Origin of the sequence: Psychrobacter sp. NPDC064578 (assembly GCF_044901245.1) — a bacterium.
Taxonomy (GTDB): domain Bacteria; phylum Pseudomonadota; class Gammaproteobacteria; order Pseudomonadales; family Moraxellaceae; genus Psychrobacter; species Psychrobacter cibarius_C.
This window is the reverse complement of sequence record NZ_JBJDPI010000007.1, coordinates 1-26,572: the sequence shown is the minus strand read 5'-3', so window position 1 is coordinate 26,572 and position 26,572 is coordinate 1. Positions and strand designations below refer to the sequence as shown.

22 protein-coding genes are annotated in these 26,572 nt (G+C 43.8%); 11 read left to right on the top strand and 11 right to left on the bottom strand.

The annotated features are described in order from the left end of the window. Nucleotides 1-92: 92 nt before the first annotated feature. The 4 genes from ACI2JM_RS09395 to ACI2JM_RS09380 all read right to left on the bottom strand — a co-directional run bounded on the left by ACI2JM_RS09395 (nt 93) and on the right by ACI2JM_RS09380 (nt 5,697). Nucleotides 93-3,125 (bottom strand): DUF2339 domain-containing protein, encoded by a 3,033-nt coding sequence (locus tag ACI2JM_RS09395; protein WP_404643770.1) that lies wholly within the window; start codon nt 3,123-3,125, stop codon nt 93-95. Nucleotides 3,126-3,280: 155 nt separating this feature from the next. After that, on the bottom strand, nt 3,281-3,751 hold the full coding sequence (locus ACI2JM_RS09390; protein WP_045445942.1) for a hypothetical protein: 471 nt from the start codon (nt 3,749-3,751) through the stop codon (nt 3,281-3,283). A gap of 139 nt (nt 3,752-3,890) precedes the next feature. After that, nucleotides 3,891-4,682 (bottom strand): SDR family NAD(P)-dependent oxidoreductase, encoded by a 792-nt coding sequence (locus ACI2JM_RS09385; protein ID WP_201554928.1) that lies wholly within the window; start codon nt 4,680-4,682, stop codon nt 3,891-3,893. 274 nt (nt 4,683-4,956) lie between these two features. Further along, a complete protein-coding gene (locus tag ACI2JM_RS09380; RefSeq protein ID WP_404643767.1) occupies nt 4,957-5,697 on the bottom strand; it encodes a dienelactone hydrolase family protein in 741 nt (246 codons plus the stop codon). Nucleotides 5,698-5,994: 297 nt separating this feature from the next. On the opposite strand from ACI2JM_RS09380, the gene ACI2JM_RS09375 reads away from it, so the two are divergent. Continuing rightward, nucleotides 5,995-6,483, top strand: a complete 489-nt coding sequence (locus ACI2JM_RS09375) for a YcgN family cysteine cluster protein (protein WP_404644001.1) — start codon at nt 5,995-5,997, stop codon at nt 6,481-6,483. A gap of 76 nt (nt 6,484-6,559) precedes the next feature. On the opposite strand, the gene ACI2JM_RS09370 is transcribed toward ACI2JM_RS09375, so the two are convergent. Continuing rightward, nucleotides 6,560-7,921 carry a DUF4105 domain-containing protein gene (locus tag ACI2JM_RS09370; protein ID WP_404643765.1) on the bottom strand — a complete coding sequence of 454 codons (1,362 nt, stop codon included), beginning with the start codon at nt 7,919-7,921 and terminating at the stop codon, nt 6,560-6,562. A gap of 261 nt (nt 7,922-8,182) precedes the next feature. On the opposite strand from ACI2JM_RS09370, the gene ACI2JM_RS09365 reads away from it, so the two are divergent. The 5 genes from ACI2JM_RS09365 to ACI2JM_RS09345 all read left to right on the top strand — a co-directional run bounded on the left by ACI2JM_RS09365 (nt 8,183) and on the right by ACI2JM_RS09345 (nt 15,685). Then, the gene (locus ACI2JM_RS09365; protein WP_045445952.1) at nt 8,183-9,082 is read left to right on the top strand and encodes a CBS domain-containing protein; all 900 of its coding nucleotides are present in this window, start codon (nt 8,183-8,185) and stop codon (nt 9,080-9,082) included. A 244-nt stretch (nt 9,083-9,326) separates the two neighbouring features. Further along, nucleotides 9,327-10,910 (top strand): apolipoprotein N-acyltransferase, encoded by a 1,584-nt coding sequence (lnt, locus tag ACI2JM_RS09360; protein WP_404643763.1) that lies wholly within the window; start codon nt 9,327-9,329, stop codon nt 10,908-10,910. A gap of 180 nt (nt 10,911-11,090) precedes the next feature. Next, nucleotides 11,091-11,528, top strand: coding sequence for a hypothetical protein (locus ACI2JM_RS09355; protein ID WP_055125321.1), 438 nt, complete (start codon nt 11,091-11,093; stop codon nt 11,526-11,528). 376 nt (nt 11,529-11,904) lie between these two features. Next, nucleotides 11,905-13,467 (top strand): peptide MFS transporter, encoded by a 1,563-nt coding sequence (locus tag ACI2JM_RS09350; RefSeq protein WP_055125320.1) that lies wholly within the window; start codon nt 11,905-11,907, stop codon nt 13,465-13,467. A 400-nt stretch (nt 13,468-13,867) separates the two neighbouring features. Continuing rightward, the gene (locus tag ACI2JM_RS09345; protein WP_404643761.1) at nt 13,868-15,685 is read left to right on the top strand and encodes an aminopeptidase P family protein; all 1,818 of its coding nucleotides are present in this window, start codon (nt 13,868-13,870) and stop codon (nt 15,683-15,685) included. A 124-nt stretch (nt 15,686-15,809) separates the two neighbouring features. Here the strand turns inward: ACI2JM_RS09345 and ACI2JM_RS09340 are convergent, their stop codons facing one another. The 3 genes from ACI2JM_RS09340 to ACI2JM_RS09330 all read right to left on the bottom strand — a co-directional run bounded on the left by ACI2JM_RS09340 (nt 15,810) and on the right by ACI2JM_RS09330 (nt 19,614). Further along, on the bottom strand, nt 15,810-16,682 hold the full coding sequence (locus tag ACI2JM_RS09340) for a hypothetical protein (protein WP_404643759.1): 873 nt from the start codon (nt 16,680-16,682) through the stop codon (nt 15,810-15,812). A gap of 115 nt (nt 16,683-16,797) precedes the next feature. Further along, nucleotides 16,798-18,177, bottom strand: coding sequence for a beta-ketoacyl-ACP synthase II (fabF, locus tag ACI2JM_RS09335; RefSeq protein ID WP_404643757.1), 1,380 nt, complete (start codon nt 18,175-18,177; stop codon nt 16,798-16,800). Nucleotides 18,178-18,273: 96 nt separating this feature from the next. After that, nucleotides 18,274-19,614, bottom strand: coding sequence for an anhydro-N-acetylmuramic acid kinase (locus ACI2JM_RS09330; RefSeq protein WP_404643755.1), 1,341 nt, complete (start codon nt 19,612-19,614; stop codon nt 18,274-18,276). Nucleotides 19,615-19,733: 119 nt separating this feature from the next. Between ACI2JM_RS09330 and tyrS the strand changes: the two genes are divergently transcribed. The 3 genes from tyrS to ACI2JM_RS09315 are packed head-to-tail and all read left to right on the top strand — an operon-like array spanning nt 19,734 to nt 21,957. Next, nucleotides 19,734-20,945: a tyrosine--tRNA ligase gene (gene tyrS, locus ACI2JM_RS09325; RefSeq protein ID WP_404643753.1), complete on the top strand. Its 1,212-nt coding sequence runs from the start codon at nt 19,734-19,736 to the stop codon at nt 20,943-20,945. A gap of 1 nt (nt 20,946) precedes the next feature. Further along, a complete protein-coding gene (locus ACI2JM_RS09320; protein ID WP_404643751.1) occupies nt 20,947-21,717 on the top strand; it encodes a TIR domain-containing protein in 771 nt (256 codons plus the stop codon). Between the two features lie 12 nt (nt 21,718-21,729). After that, complete coding sequence (locus tag ACI2JM_RS09315; RefSeq protein ID WP_087813598.1) at nt 21,730-21,957, top strand: DUF1653 domain-containing protein; 228 nt, start codon at nt 21,730-21,732, stop codon at nt 21,955-21,957. A 76-nt stretch (nt 21,958-22,033) separates the two neighbouring features. Here ACI2JM_RS09315 and ACI2JM_RS09310 read toward each other — a convergent pair whose 3' ends face one another. After that, nucleotides 22,034-22,990 carry an alpha/beta fold hydrolase gene (locus ACI2JM_RS09310; protein WP_404643749.1) on the bottom strand — a complete coding sequence of 319 codons (957 nt, stop codon included), beginning with the start codon at nt 22,988-22,990 and terminating at the stop codon, nt 22,034-22,036. 217 nt (nt 22,991-23,207) lie between these two features. Here ACI2JM_RS09310 and ACI2JM_RS09305 point away from each other — a divergent pair, with 217 nt between their 5' ends. After that, nucleotides 23,208-23,864 (top strand): hypothetical protein, encoded by a 657-nt coding sequence (locus ACI2JM_RS09305; protein WP_201560918.1) that lies wholly within the window; start codon nt 23,208-23,210, stop codon nt 23,862-23,864. Nucleotides 23,865-23,888: 24 nt separating this feature from the next. Here the strand turns inward: ACI2JM_RS09305 and ACI2JM_RS09300 are convergent, their stop codons facing one another. Next, nucleotides 23,889-24,641: an SDR family NAD(P)-dependent oxidoreductase gene (locus tag ACI2JM_RS09300; RefSeq protein WP_201560919.1), complete on the bottom strand. Its 753-nt coding sequence runs from the start codon at nt 24,639-24,641 to the stop codon at nt 23,889-23,891. Between the two features lie 78 nt (nt 24,642-24,719). Next, complete coding sequence (gene upp / locus ACI2JM_RS09295) at nt 24,720-25,367, bottom strand: uracil phosphoribosyltransferase (protein WP_045445969.1); 648 nt, start codon at nt 25,365-25,367, stop codon at nt 24,720-24,722. 403 nt (nt 25,368-25,770) lie between these two features. Here upp and ACI2JM_RS09290 point away from each other — a divergent pair, with 403 nt between their 5' ends. Further along, nucleotides 25,771-26,337, top strand: coding sequence for a DNA glycosylase (locus ACI2JM_RS09290; protein WP_404643999.1), 567 nt, complete (start codon nt 25,771-25,773; stop codon nt 26,335-26,337). Nucleotides 26,338-26,572 lie beyond the last annotated feature (235 nt).

Here is a 26,572-nt window from a genome sequence, read left to right as displayed (position 1 = left end):
AAGTAAGACGATCGTCATTTACTTTTCATGGTGTCCAGTTTACTACAGAACCACCTTTCTCACGCTACAATTTCGCCCAACCAGATGCGCGGTTACTCTTGAGCTGGATTTTCTATTTCTTCGCGGGCAGGAGGTAACGGTGCAAGATAACCAATTAATAGTATTAAACTGCCTGCGCCAAGGAAAGATATCACCCGCCAAATCGCTTCGGTCTGTGACAAATCAACTATTACCAGTTTAATTACGACGACGCCTAACAGCCCAATCCCCATAAACCAAAGCGTCCGCTGCCAATAGCGACTGGCGACGATGGTGGCGACTAAAGCCAAGAGCGTCCATAAAATAGTCAATCCTGTCTGCACTTGCTCGCTATTCCATGCGCCGCCCTGAGCGCTGTCCCAAAGCGGTGTACCGATAAAGGCATGTAGCGTTCTGACCAACATACTGGAAATCAGCCAAAAGCTAATAAGTCCCAACATAACCAATAAATAATCGGCGGTAAATATACGCTTAGTTTGGGGGGCTGCACTCGATTCGATACGACTCTCATCGCGGCGATGTTGGCTCATATAATATAGACTAAAACCAACCAATAGCGTCAGCAATGAGGTAATGTCGTATAAATTCAATAGCGGAAAATATGACAGTCCCCAAATTACACCATCATAAGACCAGTTGGTAATGATGACCCAGCTTAAAGCAATGAGCGCAAAGATAGCCGCGCAGCTCAATAGCGCTTGTTGCCAATCAAACCAGTATAGTGGGCTTTGTTTTAATACCTGATTCGTGCGCTTATTTTGCTTACGATAGCTGGCATAACGATGACAGCGCCATAATCCAGCCAATATTAAAATGGCTGGCATCAAGACAGCCATCACCCCAGCGGAATCTGCGAGTCCATAGTGGGCAGCGGCAGTAATGATTAGAATGCTAGCTCCTAGCCAGCTTGCGCCATCATAGCGTGACAGCTCGGAATGGTTGTACCACGTCTTTAACCACAACTGTCCGATAATCAACCAACCAATGATTAGACCAGTCAATAGTAGCCAATCTGCTGTCTGCCATGATAAATGAAACTCGAATTTTTGCGGTAACTGTAGGACGAGCATGAGATAAAAGACGATCGATAAGCCGTGGCTAAGTTGTCTGATTTCTATCCACAAGCGATAACGATTGATTGTCCAATATATGGCAAGGCTGACCAGTGCTGCGAGTGCAATCATGGTCGTCGTTGCCAGTGTCCAACTGGCAAACCACTGGTTAAAATCAAGCAGCAGCACTTGTAGTAGCCACGCTATAGCCGTAAAGGTTAAAAACCTTATGAGTATAGGACTGTGCCAAACAAGATTAAATACTGTGCTGTGGCTGTTGATTGAGGTTAGCCATTGCTGGGCGGCATGAGTGCTAATACCTAATGCGTTGGCATAGGTTGCTATCGCATCTGGCGTGGCGTTTTGCTCTTGAGAATATGTTGAATGATTATCTAAGCTATCATTTAAGTCTTCGTTCAAACTATCATTTAGCATAGCTGGCGAGTTGTTCGTGCGTAAAATAAATACAGTGGCTAAATAAGTCATAGCGGAAATGGTTAATGCCAATGTCGGATAATCTTGAATGGCGAAGACGACTTTTACCATCAGCATACCTATACTGATTAGCTGCAATAACAAACCAAATAGCACTGACCATGCGCGTAGTGAGCGCCGTCCAAACCAGACCAGCGCCAGTCCTTGTACTGACCAGCCAAAGGCAATCCATTCAGCATCTAATGCCAAAGGGATTACCAGCGCCAAAAAACCAAATCCTAAAGCCAGCATGCCTTCGGTGATTAAGGCATAACGCTGGCTACGCTGCACAAACAACCCGCCGAGTCCTAAATAAACAGTGGCTAAAATAGCACTAGCGATGGTTAAGGCGTTAGAAATGTCATCTAATAATGCCGCAAATAAACCAAAGGCTAATATCGGCACTGAAAACAGTAAGCCAGTATCAATAGGGAATACATAGCTATTATTTCTTGCCTGAACGTTGTCTGCGCTCTCTGTCTGGATGATGTCTGTTTCATTAAGAGTATTGTAGGCAATGATTTGTTGGGCGTAGCGAATGACGACAAACAGATATAGCAATAAGTGTAAGGTGACCAGTAGGACTAAAGACCAGCGCTGCGCCTCAATGACCGTGCTCAAATTCTCACTGATGCCCCAGTAGTAAGCCAATCCAAAGGTCACAGTGACACCGAATAAATTCAGTATTTTCCATGGGCGGTAATGCGCAATAATCGCAATCGTCACGTTCAATAGTAGATAGTAACTAAACAATACCACCAAACTGCCCGTGTCTTCACTGGTCAAAATAGGCGCAAAGAAACCACCCGATAATGCCAACAACGCCAGTGGAAAAGCGTTTTGACGCACGGCGAGTGCAATGGTAATCGCAGATAATAGCCCAAGCCCAATAAAGCTCGGTAGACTAGGCAGAACTTGGTAAACGCTATAGGCAAAAAAGGTCGTTAAATACGCAATCGCTAAGCCTGCGCCTTGTAGGGTGATGCCATAAGCAAAGCGATTTTTTGCCAATTTTAGACCTAATGCTGCTAGACCTAAACCGAGGATGCCTATCGCTAAAAGCTTGGACGCTATCGACACTTCGATATAGTCGCTTAACAAGCGAAGTAGTAGCACCACACCGATAAGTAGGACGATCACGCCAACGCGTACGACTAGATTACCGCCAAAAAACCAGTTTTTGATAGAGTGAATCAATGACGTGACGATAAGCAGTGAGCGCTCATCAGGCTCTATGGGCGATGGGTTTTTTGGAGAAGGGGCTGGTTTCGGGCGAATCGTGGCAGTAGATAAAGGAGGTGCTGAGTCAAATAGCTCCTCGATAATAGGTTGGGGCGAGTGAGTCTCAGCTAGCGTTTGAGCCATTGGCTCAGTATGAACGTCTACGTCATTATCGGCGTTATTATTCATAGAGCTGACACGGTGTTGCTGCGCTTGTAACTCATCTTGCAGTTGCGTGATGTCTCGTTGAAGCTGATCAACGCGTCGCTTTAGTTTATTGTAAAAAACGATAATCACTACTAGACAAACAAGCAATACAAACCCGCTGATATCAGACATAGCGCTACCACACCGTTACTCAATATTTGATGGCTTGATGATGACTCGATTTCAAAGCAAACACAAGCAAAGCGCTCATCAAAATAAAAGGATTAGCCCAAGATTATTCGTTCACTATCATTGAGCTGACCTTGATACTTTATAAACTAAGATATTTAAGCGGCATATAATTTATGTCTTTCTGATAATGTGCATTCACGTAGGGTTAGATAATTCACCATACCTGAGACGATACCTGCAATAACACCGATAATAATTAAAGCTGAAATCAAAGATACTTCGACCGTACCTGCGTATTTTTGCCATAGTACAGCAAGAGAGGTCAATACCCCAAAGGTGAAAAATCCATGCTTTATCGTCAACCAAAAAGCGGTTGGAAAGAAGGCTACTTTTTTTTCTTTGATACCAAAATAAGCCACCATGGTCAAAATCATGGCTAACGTAATCGATAAAGTAACGGAGGTACCGAGCACCGTGTCTTCATTATTGGTAATAGAGTCAACAGATATTGCGATTGATGAGTATGTTTTTAAGAAGAAATATTGTATCCCGCCGTTAATGAAGGCATTGATTACGCCAGTAAGCATAGCGCCTTTTAGCAATTTTGCGTTTAATGTTGTTGCCATGGTTTATGTTCCAAGTCCAAGCGAATAGGTTTATGCATAAAAAATACTGAGTAGATAAAATCCTACCCAGTATGGTCGAATGCTCAACACGCCCTAGTATGTATCGTTTATAAATTTATGATTAAAATGATGGCTGAGTTTATGAGGTTGGCATTTTGCTTTTGTAAACACCGCCTCCATTGACGGTCAGTTCAGCACCAGTAATCCAAGACGCTGCATCACTTAACAAAAACGCCATCGCTTGAGCGATATCTGCTGGCACGCCACGTCGTTTTAGGACGATACCTTTGACCACATTATCGATCATCTCTTGGGTATAACCGGCTTCTTCAGAGGAAGCACCATTATCTACTGTGCCGATGATTAGTGAATTAAAGCGCACTTCAGGACCTGATGCGACCGCCATACTTTTTACCATATTTAGCAAGCCCGCTTTAGCTGTGCTGTATTCGATAAATTCTGGCGATGGTGTATTACCAACCATGGATCCAGAAAATACCACAGAGGCGTTTTCTTCTTGTTTTAAATACGGCATACATAAACGAGTCAAATGATAAGATCCCAAGGTGTTGAGCTTATACGCATTGACCATTTTTTCGGTGGTAGATTCCCATAAGGGCGTATTTGCACCCCAACCGACGTTATTGACTACTGCAGAAATCTTACCGAATTTTGCAATAGTTGCATCCACCAAGGCTGCAATTTGCGTCTCGTCAGTGAAGTCGGTTTTCATGCCTAAGGTTGCATTGCCTGTTTCTTTTTCGATATCAGCGGCAAGTTGCTTCACTTTATCTTCATTTAAATCAGCGAGGACAATGTTGCCTCCTAGTGAGCTTAAAAACCGTGCCGCCTCGCTACCAATAGCGCCTGCTGCACCACTGATAATGATGGTTTTATGATGAAAGTCGAATAGTTGTTGGATGGTTTTCATGATTTTACCTTATTATTAGTGAGTGATTAGAGAGCTATCAGCAAGTGGTGTAACTGATTATATGAATCACGACTGTGCAATAATCATGTTAGCGTCTTAAATCCTTACTAATAGTAAGCCTTTGTAAGTGTGTGATGACCAATATGGATTTGTTTACGATAAAAAAAGCAGAATGCGGCGGGCGCACTCTGCTATATGTTGGGTTAATAGATAGGGGTTAATAAATAGTGTGTTAATAACCTGAAAACAGCTATTGATATGCCTGATTCAAAGATTATTTACCTAAGTTATTTTCCATAAATTCAAGCATGTTTTCCCAGCTTTGCTTGGCAGCGGCTTCGTTGTAGCCAAGATCAACATCATTTTTAGCAGCGCGCTCATCGGCATGTGGGTTGGTAAAGCCATGCTTAGCGTTGTCATAAACATCGATAATATAGTCAACACCAGCAGCATCTAGTTCTGATTTTAGACCTTCTATTGCTTCCATGGATACCATTGAATCATCGCGACCGTGAGCAACCAATACGTTAGCGGTGAAGTTTTTATCCGCTGGCTGTTTTGGTGTTGGGTTGCCATGGAAAGTGGCGACCGCTTTTAAGGGCATACCTTCGCGAGCCATATCAAGCACGACCTTACCGCCGAAGCAAAAGCCAATCGCTGCTAGATTGTCACCATCAACGGCTAGTTGGTCGCTAAAGTCATTAAGGATTAAGCGGCAGCGTGCCATCAGCATATCTTGATCTTCTAATACTTGCTCCATCCACATATTCGCTTGTGCAGCATCGGTGGTCAGCTTGCCTTCACCGTAGACGTCCATTGCGACGGCGGCATAACCTGCTTCTGCCAAGCGCTCGACCACTGATTTTGGATGCTCAACCACGCCCCACCATTCTGGCGCTACTAAAATTCCCGCAACAGGATGGTCGTCAGATGCATTTTCTGGCAATGCCACATAGCTGATAAGCTGGACACCGTTTTCGGTGGTACTGATTAATTCAAAAGTCTTAATTGACATATTATTATCCTTTTTTATGTGAGGAGTTTTACGTTATAAAGGTTATTTGTCTGTGTTTTTGCGACATCGTTTTTCTTACTTTTACTACCTTAACGCTCAACCTAGGCAAAAACAGCTATAATACTGTAACGCTCTTTATCAAAATGCTACGGCACCTTTATGACACTAAACTTGTTAAACAACTGTGCAGCTCATCTAGACTCTGACGCAACTTTGCCGCTAAAAGTCATGGAAAAATCAGCTGTGAGCTTATTTCCTGACAGTGGTAATGAAAGCAACAGCGACCATGACAGTAAGATCAATGACACATTGCGTCCGAAATTTTGGTCGCGCTTTGCATTGTCAGAACTCAATCATAGCGAATGGGAAGCGTTGTGTGATGGCTGTGGCAGCTGCTGTTTGATTAAGTATATTGACGAAGATGAGCATGGTGATGTGGATGAAGAGTTGGTCGAGTATACCGATGTGACTTGCCAGCTAATGGACTGTACGACGGGTTATTGCCAGCATTACGCCACGCGTCAAGAGCATGTGCCCGACTGTATTCAGCTGACCATGGACAATCTGCCGCAGATGATGTGGTTGCCTTCGCACTGCGCCTATAAGCGTCTGTATAAAGGACAAAATTTGCCAAGTTGGCATTTGTTATTGACTCAAGATGCAGTGGTAACGCAGCAACAAATGCGTGCTGCCAATGTTGGCGTGGCAGGGCGCTGTGTTTCTGAGACTGGTATGTCTGATGAAGCGATGGAGGAGCGGGTGATCAGCTGGGTTAAGCCTTGGTAATACTGAGAGTTACTGAAATCGGTGACATTAGTGACGTTGGTATTATTGCAGGGTAAAAGTACAATGCTACTTGATTTTAATAAGAAACCTGAGCCGCAGATTTGGCTTTTGCCTCAGCATCTTCTTGCGTGTCAGCCAATGGCGGGATAGGAATATCCTGACGAATTTGCTCAGAGAACTCGCGGCTGTTTTTGTGACTATTAACGCCAGACTCTAGATTGATTTGATTATTGAATTCTTTAACCTTTGAGTTGATATGGGTACGCTCGTACCATGTATCCATTGACCACGGCTGTCCAGTCTTTTCTGGATTAGCGTCAAGCATACCGACATCATATAGATAATTTGGCAGCCAGCCAGAGACCCAAATCCGATAATCCCACGGCAGGCGATCGCCACTGACGATACGCGCCATATAAAAAATGATATTGGTGCAATTACTGAGTAATGTGTTATACCAAGCAGGCTTGGCATTCAATTCATCGGCAGCGGTTAAATAAGCTTCAAATAGTGACTTGACCTCGTGCTGCTGCAAGTTGCTAACGGGAAATAGATAAACTTGCTCGCCACGCGCATTCGTTCGGGTATAAATAATATCGCGCTCTTCTGCGGCAATCAGGCTCAGCTCATAGCGTCTAAAAAACCCTGCCAATGCCGAAAACGACTCGCCTTCTTCTTTACGAATCTCAAACGAGAAAGCAAGCGGTCTATCATCTTCAAAACGAAAACTGACCAACGTATGGGCAATTAGTGGACCCATCCAGTAAGAGTTGGTGACATCGACGCCAGATAGTTTGGACATATCAATGGTACGTGTGTCCCAGCGTTCGGTCGGCTCCGTGTCGGTATGCCAATCAAAGTTGCGTACATTGGTTAGGGTCACCAAATCAGGATTGGTTGCATCGCGCTCGTAAGTGACTCTTTCACTTACCTCAGCCATCCAGTCGCGCTCTTGCTGGGGTTCAATAGAAAAAAACCAGCCAACGCCTACCAACCAAATAGCGCCATATAAAGCGGTTAACCATTTATTTGCTGACTTGCTATTTATGGTTGCTTTACTGCTACATGGTTTACTGCTGTGTTGTTTATGATCAAAGCGCTGAGCTATTTTTGGCCAACAGCGAACGCCCAGTAAGGCTGTCAATACACCAACAATGAAAAGTGCGGCTAACCAAGTGATGGCAGAGCCTGCCCCAAACTGATACCAAATCGCCAGCAATAACCAGACGGCTGACAGTAGCAAGGTAATAATGATGAAAAACTGTACAAGATAATATCGCCATGTAGGTGTCGGTTGGCGACCATTCGCAGTGTTATTTTTTAAGCCGTGTCTATCCGAACCATGATTATTTGGCTCAAGCGTGTCCAAGCCGTTATCTGAACGATGGCTATGTGAGTGCGGCGTGAGCAGGCGAGAGAAAAAGGAACGTAGCGACATAGGGTGTGCTTTGGTGTGTGAAGGCTTTGACCATAGCAAAGTTTATAACGTACTGACAATACAATTTGAGTGAATTTATCGTTGAATGTCGGTGAGCCTTGCGCTAAAGTGAAGCTACTTTGATCTGCTCTATTTATAATTTAATAATCAAAGATCTGTTTTATTTGCTGTATTCATCCCCATCTACGTCTGTTATTACGTATTATTATTTTTACGTATTATTTTAATTGTTATTAACTAAAGAGGTTAAATCACATCACCATGTCTGACGACACTCCCAGCCCGAGTAGTTGGTCGATGCGCGGCTTAAAACGCTGGCTATCGACCGCCCCCGAAACCCGTGACGAATTGATTCGTCTGGTACAAGACTCGCGCCAGTTCTTAGAGCCTGATACCGTCGATATGTTAGAAGGCGTGCTGGATCTGCCTGCGACACAAGTGCGCGAAATCATGACTCCGCGCCCGCAAGTGGTTGGGCTGCACGAAAGCACCAGTCTCGCTGAGGTGATGGATATCATCCTTGAGACCACCCATTCGCGCTATCCTGTCTTTGACAGTCAAGATGATGATGCCGTCATTGGCATTTTATTGGCCAAAGATTTGATTCCTATTCTTGTGCATATGGTGCGCGATCAAGAAGATAAAATCGATAGCAAACGTTTGAGAGATCTGGTACGTCAGCCGCTATATATTAGTGAGACGGCACGTTCTGATACCTTGTTACGCTCATTGCAGCGTACCCAAGTACATATGGCGATTGTCGTCGACGAATTCGGCAACTTTGGCGGTGTCGTTACCATGGAAGACTTGCTTGAAGAGATTGTGGGTGACATCGTTGATGAGCATGATGACTTCGATGAAGACAGTGATATCAATAACATCGTCGCTGATCCTGAAAAACCAAATACGTGGCGTGTGCAAGCGTCTACCGTGATTGAAGACTGTAATGATGAGCTTGGCAGTCATTTTGATGATACGGATGTCGATACCATGGGTGGTCTAGTCATGCAGGCGCTTGGTTATGTGGGCGATTTGGAAGGTGAAAGCGTGGTGATAGATGATTGGAAAATCACTATTACTGATGTTGAAGGGCGTTTTATCCAAAATCTTGAGCTCACCAAAATCAATCCTGATCAGCAAATATTGATAGGCAGTCATTGATGTGTCGATAGCGACCTAAACATTGTTTGATATACTCAAAAAAACACGATTGCGGTCGTGTTTTTTTTGTGTTTGCTATTGGGTATTTGCTACGCAATGTTACCTATTAATGGGTTGAGACTGGTATCATGGGCGGGTTTAACTTTTAGATACTGTACGAAACACAATACGGTCTGCTTCAGCTTGGTTTTCATCTGAATGTTGACGCTTAAAATTTTGAAAAATATGGTTTTGGATAACTGCTATGCGCCTGTCTACTGTTGATTTACAAAAACGCCTGAACCCTGATAAGCCCAAGGGTTTGCCTATAGCGCTGACGGTATTGATTGCGTTGTTGGCAGGGTCGGTGTTTATATTTGCACTGGCGCCTTATGGCATTTGGCCACTGGCGCTAGTGTCGCCTGCTATTTTATATGCCTTATTGATGCCTGATATGAGTGGCAAGCGTGCTTTTCTTATCGGTCAGGCTTACGGTACAGGACTTTGGTGCGTTGGCGCATTTTGGTTATACACCTCTATTCATGTCTATGGTGATACGCCAGCATGGCTTGCGCTGATTATGATTGCGCTGATGGGGCTAGGCATGGGGTTATTCCATGGCTTTTTGGCGTTGGTTTTCAACCGTATGGTCGGTCGTCAGCCGTTGTCTTTTGCGGCGCTATGGATACTCCAAGAGTGGCTGAAAACGTGGCTGTTCACCGGATTTCCGTGGTTGTTTGTCGGTTATGCCTTTACGGAGCAGTATTGGTTATCGTCATTAGCACCAGTCGCTGGCGTCTTTGCTGTCTCCTTCGTTGCGGTATTATTGGCAGCCAGTTTGGTTGAGTTATTGCGTCGCCGTGGCGGCTATATGATTCCTTCAATAGCATTGTTGGTAATTAGCAGCGTGTTATGGTTGATTAATCCGCAATGGACAAAACCAAAAGGCACGCCTGATTTGTCCGTGTCCTTAATCCAAGGTAATATTCCACAAGATTTAAAATGGCTCACCGAATATCAAATAGAAACCTTGAAAATTTATGCAACTCTGACAAGTACTGAGTGGGATCGCGATATCGTCTTATGGCCAGAATCCTCTATTCCTATGTTTCAAGATGAAGCGATTGGCTTTATCAGTGAAATGGTTAAAATGGCCAAAGAAACAGATACCACATGGGTAACAGGTATTCCTTATCGAGATTTAGAAAACTTTGACCCAAAAACGGATAAATATCCGCCATTTTATAATAGCGTGGTTGCGCTAGGTAGTGATGCTGAGGGGATGTATAAAAAGCAGCGTCTGGTACCATTTGGTGAATATATTCCCTTCGAAGGTATGTTAGATATCTTGCCAAACCTTGCTGGTAGCCAAGAAATCATGAGCTATAGTCGTGGTAGTGACAACCAATCACCGCTGCGTGTACGTGGTCATAATTTGGGCTCAGCAGTCTGTTATGAAGTGGCTTACCCTGATACCACTCGTAAAAACGCGATTGGCACGGACTTCTTATTGACCATCTCAAACGATGCTTGGTTTGGTACGTCGGCAGGTCCATTGCAACATCTGCAAATGGTGCAGATGCGCGCGCTAGAGAATGGGCGTTGGTTTATGCGCGCGACCAATACGGGCGTGACAGCGATCATCGATCATAAAGGTCGTATCGTCGAGCGTGCACCGCAGTTTGAGCGCACAGTATTACGCGGTGATGTTCAGGCGCGGGTTGGTAATACACCTTTTATGAGCTTCGGTAATTATCCGATTCTCTTTATCATTACGCTGTTACTTGTCTTGAGCTACTTTGGTAAGCGTGGGATGCCGCAACCGCGTTTGGGTAAGTCGCTAAAATAACTGGCTATTATTACCAGTGATAATGAATCGCTCGAATGAGTTATGAGAATTAACCATAAAAGCGAGTGGCAAAGTTTGTTGATAATAAATCCTTTAAATACTTAAGGGTTTTAACAAATCGGTACGAATTGCGATATAATAGACCAATATTTTAAATATTTTGTGCAAGGTGGATAAGGTATGTCAGAACATATTGTCGAAAACAACCCTAAGAAAGAGTTCTTATTTGCTTTAGGCGGTGTTGCCTTATTTTTAGGTATCGTCTTACTTATTGGTATTTCTGGATTTTTGCGTCCAGCAGGCGAGCACATTACTGCTGAGACAACCGAAGCGTCAGCGGCGGCTGATGAAGCAGAAGCGATTGCTGCTGAAGACACTGCGCCAGCTGAAACAGCACCTGTAGCCGCGGATGCTACAGCGACTGATACTGCTGCAGATGCAAGCGTCACCCCAGCGACCGATACTGATAGCGCTGTGGTTACCGCAGAAGCGGGTACTGCAACTGCTTCTGGCACAGTCAGTCAAACTGCGGTTGCAGATGCTGATCTAACGGCTGAGCAAGCAGACGGTGATTTGGAGGCGGGTGATACCACTGATGAAGCGGTAGCCGCACAGTAATATACGTAAGTCGATGCTACCTTTTTAAATGTACGGCTCGACAAACCGCTTCGCTTAAAGCCTAAGTATTTTTGCTTAAAGCCTAAGTATTTTCGCTTAAAACCTAAGTGTTTTTGCTTAAAACCTAAGTATTATGGCAATATTATTGTAATACCATAAGCACAACAGCGTCGTCATCACTGACATTGATGCTAAAAATAAAAGCCCGCTTTCAGCCAATGATAGCGGGCTTTTTTGTGGGTATTTGTGTAATTATTGACCAATTATTTCTTTACTTGATTATATCCAAGTGAAACAATGATGCGCCTATATGACCGCTTGTCGGGATAATTATATGTTTGGTCGTTAATACAGTGGTCTTTAAAGGAATAAAGTTATGAGTACAGAATCAAAGTCAGAGGTTAGTGCTGCTGAATTGGCAGCACTAGATAATGGATTTATGGGGCATCCTAAGCCACTACGTCCATTGTTTTTCACAGAAATGTGGGAGCGATTCTCTTATTATAGTATCCGTCCACTATTAGTATTATTTATGGTAGCGACCGTCGGTAGTGGCGGTTTTGGTTTCGATGAAGTTACAGCTTCTGCTATCTATGGTATTTTTGCTGGTTCGTTATATTTAGCGGCAGTACCGGGTGGCTGGTTGGCTGATAATTGGCTCGGTCAAGAGCGTGCACTCTGGTGGGGTAGTATTATTATCGCCCTTGGTCATTTGTGTATCGCACTATCCGCTATGCTTGGGATGACGCTGTTTTTTGTGGGTTTGATGTGTATCGTTCTTGGTTCAGGCTTATTTAAAACCTGTATCTCCGTGATGGTCGGAACGTTGTATCCCAAAGGCGATGCACGCCGTGATAGTGGCTTTACTCTATTTTATATGGGTATCAATATCGGTGCGCTACTGGCTGCCCTTATCGTTGGCGTATTTAAAGAAAAAGGTATGTGGCATGTAGGCTTTGGTGTCGGCGGTCTTGGCATGTTAGCTTCACTATTGATTTATCGTTTTTCAGCTAAAAAAACCTTAAATCGTTATGCTCGTGCCAAAAACATTACGCCTGAATGGGAACAAACGACTGGACGTTTCAAAAATGTAGGTCGCTGGGTTGGCGGGTTTCTCGCGCTACTTGCTGCCATTACTGTCTTAGTGTCGACTGGTATTATGCCATTTAACCCTGAAATGGTTGCTCAGTATATGACTTACCTCATTGCAGCAGTCGTCATACTATACTTTGCTGTCATGTTTATTTCACCGCGATTGGACAAAACTGACAAGCTACGTTTGTTAATTTGTTTTATCTTAATCATCGGCTCGACGCTATTTTGGTCAAGCTTTGAGCAGCAGCCAACGTCTTTTAACCTGTTCGCTGATCGCTATACAGACCTGAATGTTTTAGGCTTTGAAGTGCCTAGTATTTGGTTTCAGTCGCTTAATCCCTTATTTATTTTAATATTAGCACCGATCATTAGCATTGTCTGGGTCAAGCTTGCCAATCGAGGCCTTGAGCCAAATAGTATGGTAAAGTTTGCACTTGGTATGTTGTTTGCCGCTGCAGGCTTTGCTTTGATGATATTTGCCTCAAAAAGCATTTTGACTAGCGATGGTGGATTGGCTTCACCTTTATGGCTAGTGGGTAGTTTATTATTGCTGACCCTTGGTGAGTTGGCGCTCAGTCCTGTTGGTCTGTCTGCAATGACTAAGCTTGCGCCAAAAGGTATGCAAGGTCAGATGATGGGGCTTTTCTTTGCTTCTCTCGCTTTAGGTAATTTGGTTGCTGCGTTCTTTGGTGGTCAAGTATCAGCAGATAAGATCGAAGGGTTGCCGGGCTTATTTACGATGATGACGATCTTTTTGGTGGTCACAGCCGTTGTCTTATTGGCATTAGCCAAACCGATCAATAATATGCTGCAAAAAAGCGAGCGTGCAGATAAGCTGAGCTAATTCAGACACACGATTAACGTGATTTAGTATCAATAGCAATACCAGCAAAAATGTTAGATGGCGAGACGTGTTACCATGATTGGTAGCACGTTTTATGGTGACACTTAGTAAGTTATTGCCCCCACGCTATTGAAAGTCCGCTTTCCGCCCAAACATCTAATAATGCTCTGCTGTAATGCTCCTAAAAATAGTTAGCCTTATCTATCTGGTCATTGACAACACTTTAATTTTTAAGACATTAAGCGTCTTACGCAGGTTGTTTAGATGCTAAGCATTCAGTGAATGATAAATAGCAAGCGCCTAAAACAGTTTACTCGCTCAAATAAGACGACTATCCATAGTCGCCTCACAATATGATTTTTCCAAATCTTATTTTTTAAAATCAATAAGGACACCTTTTATGAATAAACAAAGTATCCACGATCGTATCGACAGCCTACGTCAGGCGTTAGTAGCACAAGATCTGACCGCGATTATCGTACCGTCTGCTGATCCGCATTTATCTGAGTATTTGCCAGAATATTGGCAAGCGCGCTTATGGTTATCAGGATTCACAGGCTCAGTCGGGACGCTCGTTGTTACCGCTGATTTTGCTGGATTATGGACGGACAGCCGCTATTGGGTACACGCCGCTGATCAGCTAGAAGGCACAGGTATTAGCTTAGAGAAGCTTGCACCGGGTCAGCCAAATCATATTGATTGGCTCGCCGAGCACTTGGCTGAGGGTGATAGCGTGGCAGTCGACGGCAATGTATTGTCTATCTCTGAGCAAGATAGATTGTTAAATGCCTTTGATGCCAATGACATTACCTTAATCACTGAGCGTGACGTATTGACAGAAATATGGAGCGATCGTCCAGCGCTACCTACTGCCAGTCTATATCAACACGATGCGCAGTTTGTCGCGCAGTCTGCTACCTCAAAACTTGCCGCTGTACGCGCAGGTATGGCTGAGGCAGGCGCAACCCATCACTTGCTTTCAAGCTTAGACGATATTGCTTGGTTGACCAATTTACGCGGCGCTGATGTTGACTATAACCCTGTGTTTTTGGCACATATGCTCATTAGCGAACATGACGCGACATTGTTTATCGATAATAATAAAGTCAGTAGCGAGATAGCACAAATCTTAAAAGACAGCGGTATCACCCTTGCTGATTATGACGCTGTGCAAGATGCGTTGGGCACATTGACTGTTGATGACTTATTGCTATTAGACCCAAGTAAAGTGGCAGTGGGTACGTTATCTAAAATGGGCGATGGCATAGGTTTTATTGAGCAAATGGCGCCAAGTACGTTGCTAAAATCGGTTAAATCTGATGCTGATATCGACCATGTGCGTGAAGCCATGCGTCAAGATGGCGCGGCATTAAGTGAGTTTTTTGCCTCATTTGAGCAGCGTTTAGCAAACGGTGAGCGTTTAAGCGAGCTGGACGTTGATAGTATGCTCATCGAAGTGCGCAGTCAGCAGCCACATTATGTATCGCCAAGTTTCCCGACTATCGCAGGCTTTAATGAAAATGGTGCGCTGCCGCATTATCGCGCAACGCCTGAGAAATTTAGCTACCTTGATGTCAATGAAGGTGAAGGTGGTTTATTACTCATTGACTCAGGTGCTCAGTACCAAAACGGCACCACAGACATCACTCGTGTGGTCGGTATTGGACAGGTAAGCAGCGAACACCAACGTGACTTTACCACCGTACTCAAAGCCCATATTGCCTTAGCAAAAGCGCATTTCCCTGATGGTATCGCTTCACCACTCATTGATGCGATATGCCGTGCACCATTATGGCAGGCACAGATGGATTATGGTCACGGTACTGGTCATGGCGTTGGTTATTTCTTGAACGTCCATGAAGGCCCACAAGTGATTGCTTATAGTGCCAGCATGCCGAAAGAGCGCGCGATGAAAGAGGGCATGATCTCAAGTAATGAGCCAGGTCTATACCGTGAAGGCAAATATGGTATCCGTATTGAGAACCTGATGGTTAATAAACGCGTTGCTCAACCAGTAGAGACGGAATTTGGCGACTTTCTTAATTTTGAGACCGTCACTTATTGCCCAATTGATACTCGTTTAATTGAGTCATCATTATTGACTCAAATTGAAATTGATTGGTTGAATAATTATCATAGCCAAGTCTATGCAGAGCTAAAAGACCGTGTTGAAGGTGCGGCACTTGACTGGCTGACTGAGCGTACTAAGGCTATCTAAAGTAAACGCTCATATCGACGAATCTAAAATGAAAAAACCCCCGTAAAGTTTACGGGGGTTTTTTAGTACTAGGAATTTGTTACTAAGGATTTATTGCTAAAGGGTGATGCGTAGGACGCAGCATTTAGCTTTTTTTAGACTCTTTGTCAGTTCCTGCTTCATCTTCGCTTAGATTTTGAGTCACTTCAGCACGTAACCAAGATTTTAAATTCTCAGACATTAGCATCATTTGCTCACTGAGATAATCATCAATTTGCATTTCCAACTCACGGATCATTTCTTGATGCGTGGTACTCAGTTTCGCATCTTTCAATGCCAGTTTAATGGCGGCGCTGGCTTTGTCATTGACCGCTTTTATACTGTGGTCGTCATTGATATGCTTGTCATGAGCGACATTAGCATCTTCACTGATGGTTTTGTTCTCAGAGCTGGTAACAAAGTTATCATCAGCATTAGATTGCGTTGCAGCCGATTTGTCAACATTTTGATTTTTCTCAACCGTGTTATCAATACTGAGCGATTCTGAATCACTCGCATCATTGGCATTCATAGCGGTCGTTTTATCAGCAACATTCTTCTTTTCAGCGGCTATTTGCTCAGTTTTCTGTTGTTCTTTTTGCGCGGTATCTGCTGCTTCACGAAGTTTGGCTTCTTCTTTTAACTTAGTATTTTCTTTAAGTGTGGCATCCTCTGCCGCTTTCACTTTTTGTTGTTCTTCTCGCTGTTGTTTTTCAGCAGTCGCTTGCTCTTCGGCCTTTTTGTCAGTAATGGCTTTAGCGATGGCTTGCTCCGCTTCATGGTTTTCGTAGAGCTCATCGATGTGGGTATCCAAATCATGAGTATTAAAGACAAAGCTTTCAAATGGGGTATCGTTTTGCAGTAAGGTGGTGATGTCTTTTAGCTCTTGGGTAATTGCTGCGCGAATAGGTTCAGGCGCACACGTCCAGCGCTGGTAAAACTGATGGGAAAATGAGTAGCTTGACATGGTATCGTCCATAAATGTTCCAAAAATTACCCCTTATCATACGCAAATACGATAAGGGGCTGCAAGTGGACAAACGTAGCAAATCTGACACCAAGGTTACAACGACCGATATGGTGAGTTTTATACCTTAGTGATTCACGGGCCAGCGCGCAAATACTAACGAGCCATTGGTACCACCAAAGCCAAAGCTATTGGATACCGCATACTGTAGGTTTTCAACTTTACGCGATTGGTTGGCGACATAGTCGAGGTTACAGTTGTCTTCCACATTGTCCAAATTAATGGTGGGTGGCACATGCTGATGCTGTAGGGTAAGGACGGTGAATATGGCTTCAACAGCACCCGCGGCACCAAGCAAATGACCTGTCATAGATTTGGTTGAGCTGACCAAAATGCGGTCTTTAACTGGGGCAAAAACGGTTTCAATAGCAATCGATTCAGCGACATCACCGGCAGGGGTGCTGGTGCCATGAGCATTGACATAACCAACACTCGATGGCTCAATGCCTGCATCATTTAGGGCATTACGCATCGCTCGTGCCGCACCGCTGCCATCTTCAGGCGGTGCTGTGATGTGACTGGCATCATCACTCATCCCAAAGCCGACCAGTTCAGCGAGTATGGTTGCACCGCGTGCTTTGGCATGAGCGAGGCTTTCTAGTACCACCATACCCGCGCCATCACCGAGCACAAAGCCATCACGGTCTTTGTCAAAGGGACGCGAGGCTTTGGTCGGCTCGTCATTGCGAGTTGAGAGGGCATGCATGGCACCAAAACCTGATATGCCAAGTGGGCTGGAGCCTTTTTCACTACCACCTGCTAGCATGACATCGGCGTCACCATAAGCAATCAAACGTGCAGCGAGACCCATCGCATGGGTCGCGGTGGTACAAGCCGTCGATGTCGCAAGGTTGGGACCTTTTAAGGTATGTTTAATCGCCACTAAGCCTGCTGCCATATTCACAATAGAGCCAGGAATGATAAAGGGCGAAACTTTCAAAGCGCCTTTTTCTCGTAGCGTATCACGACTGTTTTCAATGGTTTGGATACCACCAATACCTGAGCCTAAAATAATGCCGAATCGCTCTTGATCGACATTTTGCACAGGTGCATCAGCAGCACTTACTTCATCGATAAAACCAGCGTTCTGTAATGCCATACTAGAGGCGGCAATACCATAATGAATAAATTCATCATAGCGTCGCGCATCTTTGGCATTCATATATTGCTTGGCATCGAAATCCTTGACCACGCCAGCAATTTGAGCGCGATAGCCAGTAGCATCAAAATGTGTAATTGGCGCGATGCCGCTATCACCATTGAGCAGCTTAGTCCATGAGCTATCGACGTCGAGTCCCAAAGGTGTCAACGCACCCATACCCGTAATTACGACGCGCAAGTCATCGCTACGCTCATAGTGCGGTGGTTTCTGACGCGGTTGATGCTCTGCTGTTGCGCTAGCATCATTGGTAGCTTGATCAGTAAGTGAACTGCTGTGTTGGCTCATGCGATATATCCTATACTTACAAGTCCTAAGAGGAGGGTATTTCAGAATTCATTATAAAACACATAAGTGCACGTGTGTAAACTAAAATTTGACCAGTCAGGCGAAACAAACCTGACCCAAAACCACGCCTTTACTCGCGCCAGTGACCGCAGGCAAATTACCCGTTTCACCTATTAGTGTTTGCCGTGCGAGCCATGCAAAGGCGACGGCTTCGACCCACGCTGGATTCAGCCCTAAGCTTGCGGTGGTCTCTACTGTGCAATGGGGCAGATGCGCTTGCAAGCGAGTCATCAAATAATCGTTTAATGCACCGCCACCACAGACGTAAACCGAGCTATTTTCATGAGTATTAATAAACATATTAATTTGCATACTGGCACTCATCGCTGTCAGTTCAGTAAGCGTCGCCTGCACATCCGCTGACGAATAGCGAATATGGGCAGATGCCTGATCGAACTTTTGCAGCTCATCCTGTAGCCATGCTAAGTTAAAATCTTCACGCCCAGTGCTTTTTGGATACGTTCGCGCAAAAAACGGATGTTCTATTAGCTGATTAAGTAGCGGCTCAATCACTTGTCCAGACTGCGCCCACGCGCCGCCAGTATCATAATCTTTATTAGTATGCAATGCTGTCCACGCATCGAGTAATAAATTGGCAGGACCCGTATCATAACCAATCGCAGGACTATCGTTTGCTGGCAAGACTGTGATATTGGCAATACCGCCTAAATTTAATAACACGCGCGTGCTATCAGGCGTGGCAAATAACGCTTGATGAAAAGCTGGAACCAACGGCGCTCCTTGACCACCAACCGCCATATCGCGGCGGCGGAAATCGCTGACGACGCTAATGCCAGTACGCTCAGCAATGATATTGGCATCGACCAATTGCAAGCTAAAGCCCAATTGCGGACGATGGCGTACCGTTTGACCGTGACAGCCGATCGCCAACACTGACTCTACATCAGTATTCGATTGCTGCAATAAATTATTGACCACCTCGCTGGCAAATTCAGCGTATTCTTTACTTGCCCAACCGAACCAGTCTAATTCGCTGTTTGGCTCACCCTCTGCAGGTACTAATTCTTGAACACCATTAGGCTGACATAAAGCCAATAACACTTCACGCAAACGCGGCGGAAACTCTTGGCTATGAGTTGCTAACAGTCGCATCGGTTGCTGGGTATCTATTTCAGTACTACTATCACTACTAAACTGACAAAGAACCGCATCCATTCCGTCTAAGCTGGTGCCAGACATCATGCCGATATACAAACCATCATCGAAGTTCTCAAACACCGTTTGCTCGAGTGCGTCGGTCAAAGTGGCATAGTTTAAATCGTCAATATTATCTAGACGGCTATCTAAGCTCATCTCTAAACTTAAATCTGTGTCAGGAGTATTCTGAATATCCTCAATCGATACGGGCTTGGTCATGGCAATTTACCTTAAAAAACGCTAGTATATCTCTCAAATTCTAACATCTTTTACTGGCTACGAGATTCTAAATAGCCCAAACGCGTTACCCTTTTAATAAAGACAATAAAGAGAGCATCATGACCACGCAAACCTACACCCTAGAAGAACAGCTTGCCCTGATCCAACGCGGTACACAAGAAATCCTATCTGAAGACGATTTGGTTAAGAAGCTGAAACTGAATCGCCCGCTGCGTATCAAGGCAGGCTTTGATCCCACTGCGCCTGACCTACATTTGGGTCATACCGTGCTGATTAATAAACTCAAGCATTTTCAAGATTTGGGTCATGAGATTTACTTTCTCATTGGTGATTATACCGCCAAGATTGGTGATCCGTCTGGTAAGAACAGCACCCGTCCGCCATTGACCGATGAGCAAATCAAAGTCAATGCGCAGACTTATGCTGAGCAAGTTTTTAAAATTTTGGATAAAGAAAAAACCAAGATTGTCTTTAACTCCGAATGGTTCAAGGATATGTCAGCGGGTGACATGATTCAGCTTTCTAGCCAATTGACCGTCTCACGTATGCTTGAGCGCGATGATTTCTCTAAACGCTATGCCGCGCAAACGCCAATTGCTATCCATGAGTTTCTCTACCCATTGGTGCAAGGTTATGACTCTATCGCGCTAAAAGCCGACGTCGAGCTTGGTGGTACGGACCAAACCTTTAACATCCTAATGGGGCGCACCCTGCAAGGTCGCTATGGCCAAGAGCCACAAGTTTGTATCACCGTACCAATCTTAGAAGGGCTAGACGGCGTTAATAAAATGTCTAAGTCACTCGGCAACTATGTCGGCATTTACGATGCACCGGGCACCATGTACCAAAAACTGCTGTCAATGCCAGATACCTTAATCCGTCGCTACTTTGAATTTTTAAGCTTTAAGCCAATGGAAGAAGTCGAAGCGTTAATGGCAGGGATGGAAAACGGTCGCAACCCACAAGAAATCAAACGTATTCTTGCTGAAGAATTAATCGAGCGCTTCCATGATGCCGATGCGGCTACTAATGCGCACAAATCAGCGGGTAACGTATTAGCTGATGGCGAATTACCAGTTGATTTACCAGAAGTGACGCTAGATTTAGAAGGTGCTGAGGCGCTATTTATTACTCAAGTACTCAACCAAGCTGGATTGGCTAAAAATAGCTCATCAGCTAAAGATATGATTAAGCGTGGCGCAGTAAAAGTAGATGGCGAAGTGGTCGATGCTGGCTTTAACTTAACGTCGGGTCAAACGGTCGTTATCCAAGCGGGCAAAAAGGCTTATGCGAAAGTGACGGTGGGTTAATGTGAATAATATTGAATTTCTGGAAGAGATAAGGCAAGAGTTCGAGGAGCTGAAGTATGGGGATAAAGTTGGTCTTGATAAACTGAAACGCCGTTCAGCTATGTTTATAAGCAGAATAAGCGGTGCTACTTCTAATTATTTGAGCGATTTTAAAAAAATCACTTTTTTTTCATCGATTGCATACTCAAATATGCCAGATTCTATTAATTATGATGCTTGGAACAGAGGTAGAAATAGCGCTATTAACTTAATTGAAACTATAATTGAAGAATTGAAATTATTTCCAGAGGAAGTAGATATAGAAAATATTAAAGATAAAAGCATAGACTGCTCAAAAGTCTTTATTGTGCATGGTCATGATGACGGTGCTAAAAATGAAGTAGCAAGATTCATTGAAAAGCTCGGTTTTGAAGCTAAGATTCTTCATGAACAAATTGATTCAGGTGCTACTATCATAGAGAAGTTAGAAAAACACACGGACGTAGGGTTTGCTATTGTGCTTTATACGGCTTGTGATGTTGGTGGCGTTAGATCTAAACCAGAAGATTTGAAACCACGGGCAAGACAAAACGTCGTTTTTGAGCATGGACTCTTAATTGGCAAGATTGGTCGAGCAAACGTTGTTGCACTTGTAAAAGGTGATTTAGAGATTCCAAATGATATATCTGGTGTAGTCTATAAGTCCATGGATATAAGTGGGGCTTGGAAATATAGCATTGCTAGAGAAATGAAAAGCTCTGGCTATGATGTTGATATGAATAAAGTTGAATAAGTTGAAGACAATATGAGCCAAACCATCCCCCAAGGCATTTACCGCCATTATAAAGGTAGTCTTTACCAAGTTTTGCATACCGCGCAGCATTCAGAAACCGAAGAAGCATTAGTCGTTTATCGCTGCCTATACGGTGAGTATGGCGTATGGGTACGACCGTTATCTATGTTTTCTGAAACGGTTGAAGTTGAGGGTAAGCAAGTGCCGCGATTTGAGCTGACCAAAGCATTAGCTGATTAATGCTTAAAATGCTTAAAATTTTTTGCTCAAATAAAAAGCGACCTCAACGGGTCGCTTTTTTTATATAAATGAACAACTAATCCTGTAAAAACCCTTTTAATACTTTATAAAACCCAATTGGCTCATCCATTGGTACCGCATGACCTGAACGCGGCAACACAACTTCGCGAGCATTGGGTAGCATTTGGGTGACTTGTTGCTGCCACTTAGCATCGTAGAGTTTGGAGCGCCCGCCAATCAGATTGACCACTGGAATAGTGACACGCTCTATCGCACCGCGAAAGTCATAGGGTAATGTCAAATAGGCTTGTAAGCAGCGCATTTTATGATGCCAAATACTGTGCTTATAAAGCGCAAGTTTGGGGTCATTTTTATAAGTCACCACTTGTATAAACACTTTCGAGCGCGTGCGATTGACGGATAAGAGAGAAAACAGTCGTTCAACATCCGTTGCATGACGTTTAATATAAAAGGGCAGGTGGGCAAAGCTTTTTGTTTCAGCGTAAGGCAAAGTCCTATTAATTACGTCGTGAAAGATATCGAATACTTCTTGCTGCCGCGCACCAAACAATCCACCTTGCCAATTAGCCTGATTATGGATAGCAGGACTTTGGTCAATATTCAAATAACGGCTGACTTTCGTGCAGCCATAACGCTCGAAATACGCCCACATCACTTGCGCCCCCATCGAAATAGCAGCAACTGGCAACGATGATATATTACGCGCCAAGCAAATTTGCTCAATAACGACGCTGATATCATCGGCATACTGGCGCACAAAATCAAACTGGGTAAGGTCGATATCTTTTGCGGCGCCAAATCCTCGTAAGTGCGGCAGGTAAAATGCATATTTGCCAACCAAGTGTAAAATAAATGGCAAAAACTCACGCGCATCCATGCCATAAGCATGCAGTAATATTACAGGTTTGCCGCTGCCTATGACTGACACTGGTAGCAGCGTACCGTCAGTTAAAGCAATATCAATCGTTTTCAACTGGTAGTTAGTAGGCAAGTTGATTAAGTTTTTCTTCATAAGGCAATGTACCTTGTTTTCATTAAGCGGTTTTACCAAGTCGATTGAGCCAAAATGTATCTAGCAAAAGTCTTTATCTCATTTCTAAAAGACTGCTATATTAAAGCAGGTAATTAACCATAGCATAAAAGCTGTTTAGGGTTAAAAGTAGTGACTTGTCATAGACTTTGACCAATCGAATCAAACGTCAGCAAGTAAAATATAAGGATATTAAGGTATGAACAAGCTGACGTTACCATTGCTTGATAGCAGCCTATATCCAAAATTTTGGCAGCAGCAAACATTTACCAATCCACAGGCGTTATTACTAGCGATTCTTATGGCAGAGGAGGTACCAGATGCCGCAGCATTTACACAGCAATTACTAGCCAATGAGGTTTATCAAGACTGGATTAATAGCAGCGTGTTTGGACGTTATTTGCAGCGTAATTTTACGGCGTTCTCTCAGCAAACAGAAGACAGTTTCAATAGTGATATGCCTTTGCTGTTTCGTCAAGAATTGATGCGTCACGCGCAGTATTTACCGCTAGGTCAGGTATTGTTTTTTGCAGGGGATTTACCAAAAAGCGTGCGTCAAACAAAGGTTTTAAGCACAATGGTCAATCCTGCCACAGTGATCATTAATGCTCAAAAATTAAGTGCAAAAGCTATAATGAATAATCCGACCATGATTATCAATCAGATAGTGATTAGGGGTAAGCAAGTATTAGGATTTCCGATACGCCATAATAAACGTACCAGCGAGCGCTTGCGCAATGAGGTATTGATTTTAGATTTTCAGGATTTGAGGTTGGTCAATGAGATGAATATCATAGCCAAAAAAAGAAGCAATATAGATGAGACTATATTGCTTCGGTCTTATGAGTTACGTTAATAAGCCAAACGATCAGATAAAGGTTTAAGAACCTTGCTTAGCAATCGTCAGCCCGTTATAAGTTTGCGCAACTGGCATCACTTCTAAACGATTGACGTTAATATGAGCAGGCGATTCAATCAGCCATAATAAAATATCGCCAATATCATCGCCGGTCATGGTTTTAAAGCCGTCGTAAACCTTGGCGGCTTTATCGTCATCGCCATGAAAGCGCACGTTTGAAAACTCAGTACCCGCGACATTACCCGGTTCAAGGTTGGTCACTCGCACTTGCGTACCGATGAGATCCGCGCGCAGATTGAGGCTAAACTGTTTGACAAAGGCTTTGGTCGCACCATAAACGTTGCCACCAAAATAAGGCCAGCTGCCAGCGATTGAACCAACATTGATAATATAACCGCTATCGCGCGCTACCATTGCTGGCAAGACTGCATGGGTCAGCGCCATCAACCCTTTAATATTGGTATCAGTCATACGCATCCAATCATCAAGACTGGCATTTTGCGCAGGTTCTGTACCGAGTGCCAATCCAGCATTATTTACCAAGACATCGATTTGGTTAAAACCGTCAGGCAAATCAGCGATAATTTGCGGAATAGTAGCCGTGTCACTCACATCCATGACCACAGGTAAAAATGCTTCGCCTAAAGTGTCTGCTAAAGCATTCAGCTTATCGAGGCGTCTGGCACAGCCAATCACGCGATGACCATTGGCAACCAAACGCTCGGCCAGCGCTTTACCAAAACCTGCGCTTGCTCCTGTAATCAATACGTTCATCTTATATCCTTATCATTGATGTTCTGTACATGTGTCATGGTTTATAACGACAGCTTGTCTTGATTTATTGGCGTTGTCTTACTTGTTAAATAATTGCTTACCAAAGATTTTATCGCCCGCATCGCCTAAACCTGGGATGATATAGCCATGTTCATCTAAATGGCTATCTAATGCGGCGGTATAAATGGTCACATCAGGATGCGCTTCATTGACCACACGTACGCCTTCAGGTGCCGCAACCAATACCAAGGCTTTAATGTTGGTACAGCCATTTTTCTTTAGCATCTCGATGGTCGCAACCATTGAGCCGCCAGTGGCTAACATTGGGTCAATGATAAGGGCTGGGCGTTTGTCCATATGGCTGACAAACTTTTCAAAGAACGGCACCGGTTGTAAGGTTTCTTCATCACGTTGCAAACCGACGACAGAGATTTTTGCTGTAGGAATCAAATCGAGCACCCCGTCAAGCATACCAATACCCGCACGTAAAATCGGTACAATCGTCGCCGTCTTACCGATGATTTGCTCACCTGTGATTTCACCACACCAGCCTTGCATTGGGAAGGTTTCAATTTCAAAATCACGGCTTGCTTCATACGCCATCAAGCGTGCAAGCTCTTTGGTCAAGGTGCGAAACTTATAAGTGCTACAGTCTTTTTCGCGCATAAGACTGAGTTTATGACGGACTAACGGGTGATCAATGACGGTGATTTTTAAGTCGCTCATAAGGTTTCTCTTGGTTTTTGGTCTGATGCTTGCGCAGTTACTGCGGTTGCCATTAGTATAAAAGATACAAACACTTACTGCACTTCAACCCTATATTTAGCCCATCAATAGTAAGCTTACTGCTTTGATAATAAAATAAGCCAAATATATTTATAGCAGGGTTGGTTTTATTTAAGCCGACTATGTTTGACTATAATAGCGCCTTAATAAATGAAGCAGTGTTTAGGCTTGCTATGATAGCAAAAAAACCGCTTTTCTGATGAAGAATCTTATGACTACACAACCATCTCATACCCATAATAATACGCATAAAACCGATAATAGCTTGATATTATCTGAAGCCCAAGCAGCAGAAGTAGAAACGCATCCGTTCGCTCCCGTTTTACCACCTAATGCTACGGTAATGATGATGGGTACTTTTCCACCGACCGCTGATAAATGGGCAATGCCATTTCACTATCCAAACTTTTACAATGACATGTGGCGTATTTATGGTAGTGTTTTTTTTGATGACGTGGATTATTTTAGAGTAGGGGATGAGAAGCGCTTTGATCCTGAGCGTATTCGCGCCTTTATGTTCGAGCGCGGCATTGCTTCTTGTCCAACGGTTAATCAGGCTATTCGTGAAACGGGCAATGCCTCAGATAAGAACTTAACCGTCGTCACACCCGTTGACCTAGATAGTATATTGCCACAAGTGCCAAAGGTTGAAACCTTATTTACCACGGGCGGTAAAGCAACAGAGGTGCTGCTTGGTTTATTAGCCGAGCCACCTGCTAAATCCAAGTATCCTAAGACCAATCAAAATATGGATTATCCATATCAATGGCAAAACGATAACAATCGAAAAGTCGATGTAAATAATCTTACCTTATATAGGTTGCCTTCTACCTCACGTGCCTATCCTTTGGCCTTAGATAAAAAAGTCGCTGCTTACAAAGACTTCTTCAAAAAGATAGGCAAGCTGTAAAGGTGGCATTTATAGAAAAGAGGTAAGTAATTTTAAGAGGAAAAAGCTATCCTTGCTCAAAACCCCATATACTACTACCCGATTGAAGCAAAAGTAGCGTCGCCATTCTGTCAATTTAGTCTAATAACCAAGATTATTAAAATTAAGCTAAAATAGCCCTTGACTAAAGATTCAAACCCTCTATAATACGCCCTCATCAAGACGAGCTGGACAGTTTATATGTCAATTACATATA

Bases quoted from the DNA above. Each gene is read 5' to 3' on its own strand.
- ACI2JM_RS09395 (WP_404643770.1), bottom strand. From the start codon at position 3,125: ATGTCTGATATCAGCGGGTTTGTATTGCTTGTTTGTCTAGTAGTGATT.
- ACI2JM_RS09390 (WP_045445942.1), bottom strand. From the start codon at position 3,751: ATGGCAACAACATTAAACGCAAAATTGCTAAAAGGCGCTATGCTTACT.
- ACI2JM_RS09385 (WP_201554928.1), bottom strand. From the start codon at position 4,682: ATGAAAACCATCCAACAACTATTCGACTTTCATCATAAAACCATCATT.
- ACI2JM_RS09380 (WP_404643767.1), bottom strand. From the start codon at position 5,697: ATGTCAATTAAGACTTTTGAATTAATCAGTACCACCGAAAACGGTGTC.
- ACI2JM_RS09370 (WP_404643765.1), bottom strand. From the start codon at position 7,921: ATGTCGCTACGTTCCTTTTTCTCTCGCCTGCTCACGCCGCACTCACAT.
- ACI2JM_RS09365 (WP_045445952.1), top strand. From the start codon at position 8,183: ATGTCTGACGACACTCCCAGCCCGAGTAGTTGGTCGATGCGCGGCTTA.
- lnt (WP_404643763.1), top strand. From the start codon at position 9,327: ATGCGCCTGTCTACTGTTGATTTACAAAAACGCCTGAACCCTGATAAG.
- ACI2JM_RS09355 (WP_055125321.1), top strand. From the start codon at position 11,091: ATGTCAGAACATATTGTCGAAAACAACCCTAAGAAAGAGTTCTTATTT.
- ACI2JM_RS09350 (WP_055125320.1), top strand. From the start codon at position 11,905: ATGAGTACAGAATCAAAGTCAGAGGTTAGTGCTGCTGAATTGGCAGCA.
- ACI2JM_RS09345 (WP_404643761.1), top strand. From the start codon at position 13,868: ATGAATAAACAAAGTATCCACGATCGTATCGACAGCCTACGTCAGGCG.
- ACI2JM_RS09340 (WP_404643759.1), bottom strand. From the start codon at position 16,682: ATGGACGATACCATGTCAAGCTACTCATTTTCCCATCAGTTTTACCAG.
- fabF (WP_404643757.1), bottom strand. From the start codon at position 18,177: ATGAGCCAACACAGCAGTTCACTTACTGATCAAGCTACCAATGATGCT.
- ACI2JM_RS09330 (WP_404643755.1), bottom strand. From the start codon at position 19,614: ATGACCAAGCCCGTATCGATTGAGGATATTCAGAATACTCCTGACACA.
- tyrS (WP_404643753.1), top strand. From the start codon at position 19,734: ATGACCACGCAAACCTACACCCTAGAAGAACAGCTTGCCCTGATCCAA.
- ACI2JM_RS09315 (WP_087813598.1), top strand. From the start codon at position 21,730: ATGAGCCAAACCATCCCCCAAGGCATTTACCGCCATTATAAAGGTAGT.
- ACI2JM_RS09310 (WP_404643749.1), bottom strand. From the start codon at position 22,990: ATGAAGAAAAACTTAATCAACTTGCCTACTAACTACCAGTTGAAAACG.
- ACI2JM_RS09305 (WP_201560918.1), top strand. From the start codon at position 23,208: ATGAACAAGCTGACGTTACCATTGCTTGATAGCAGCCTATATCCAAAA.
- ACI2JM_RS09300 (WP_201560919.1), bottom strand. From the start codon at position 24,641: ATGAACGTATTGATTACAGGAGCAAGCGCAGGTTTTGGTAAAGCGCTG.
- upp (WP_045445969.1), bottom strand. From the start codon at position 25,367: ATGAGCGACTTAAAAATCACCGTCATTGATCACCCGTTAGTCCGTCAT.
- ACI2JM_RS09290 (WP_404643999.1), top strand. From the start codon at position 25,771: ATGATGATGGGTACTTTTCCACCGACCGCTGATAAATGGGCAATGCCA.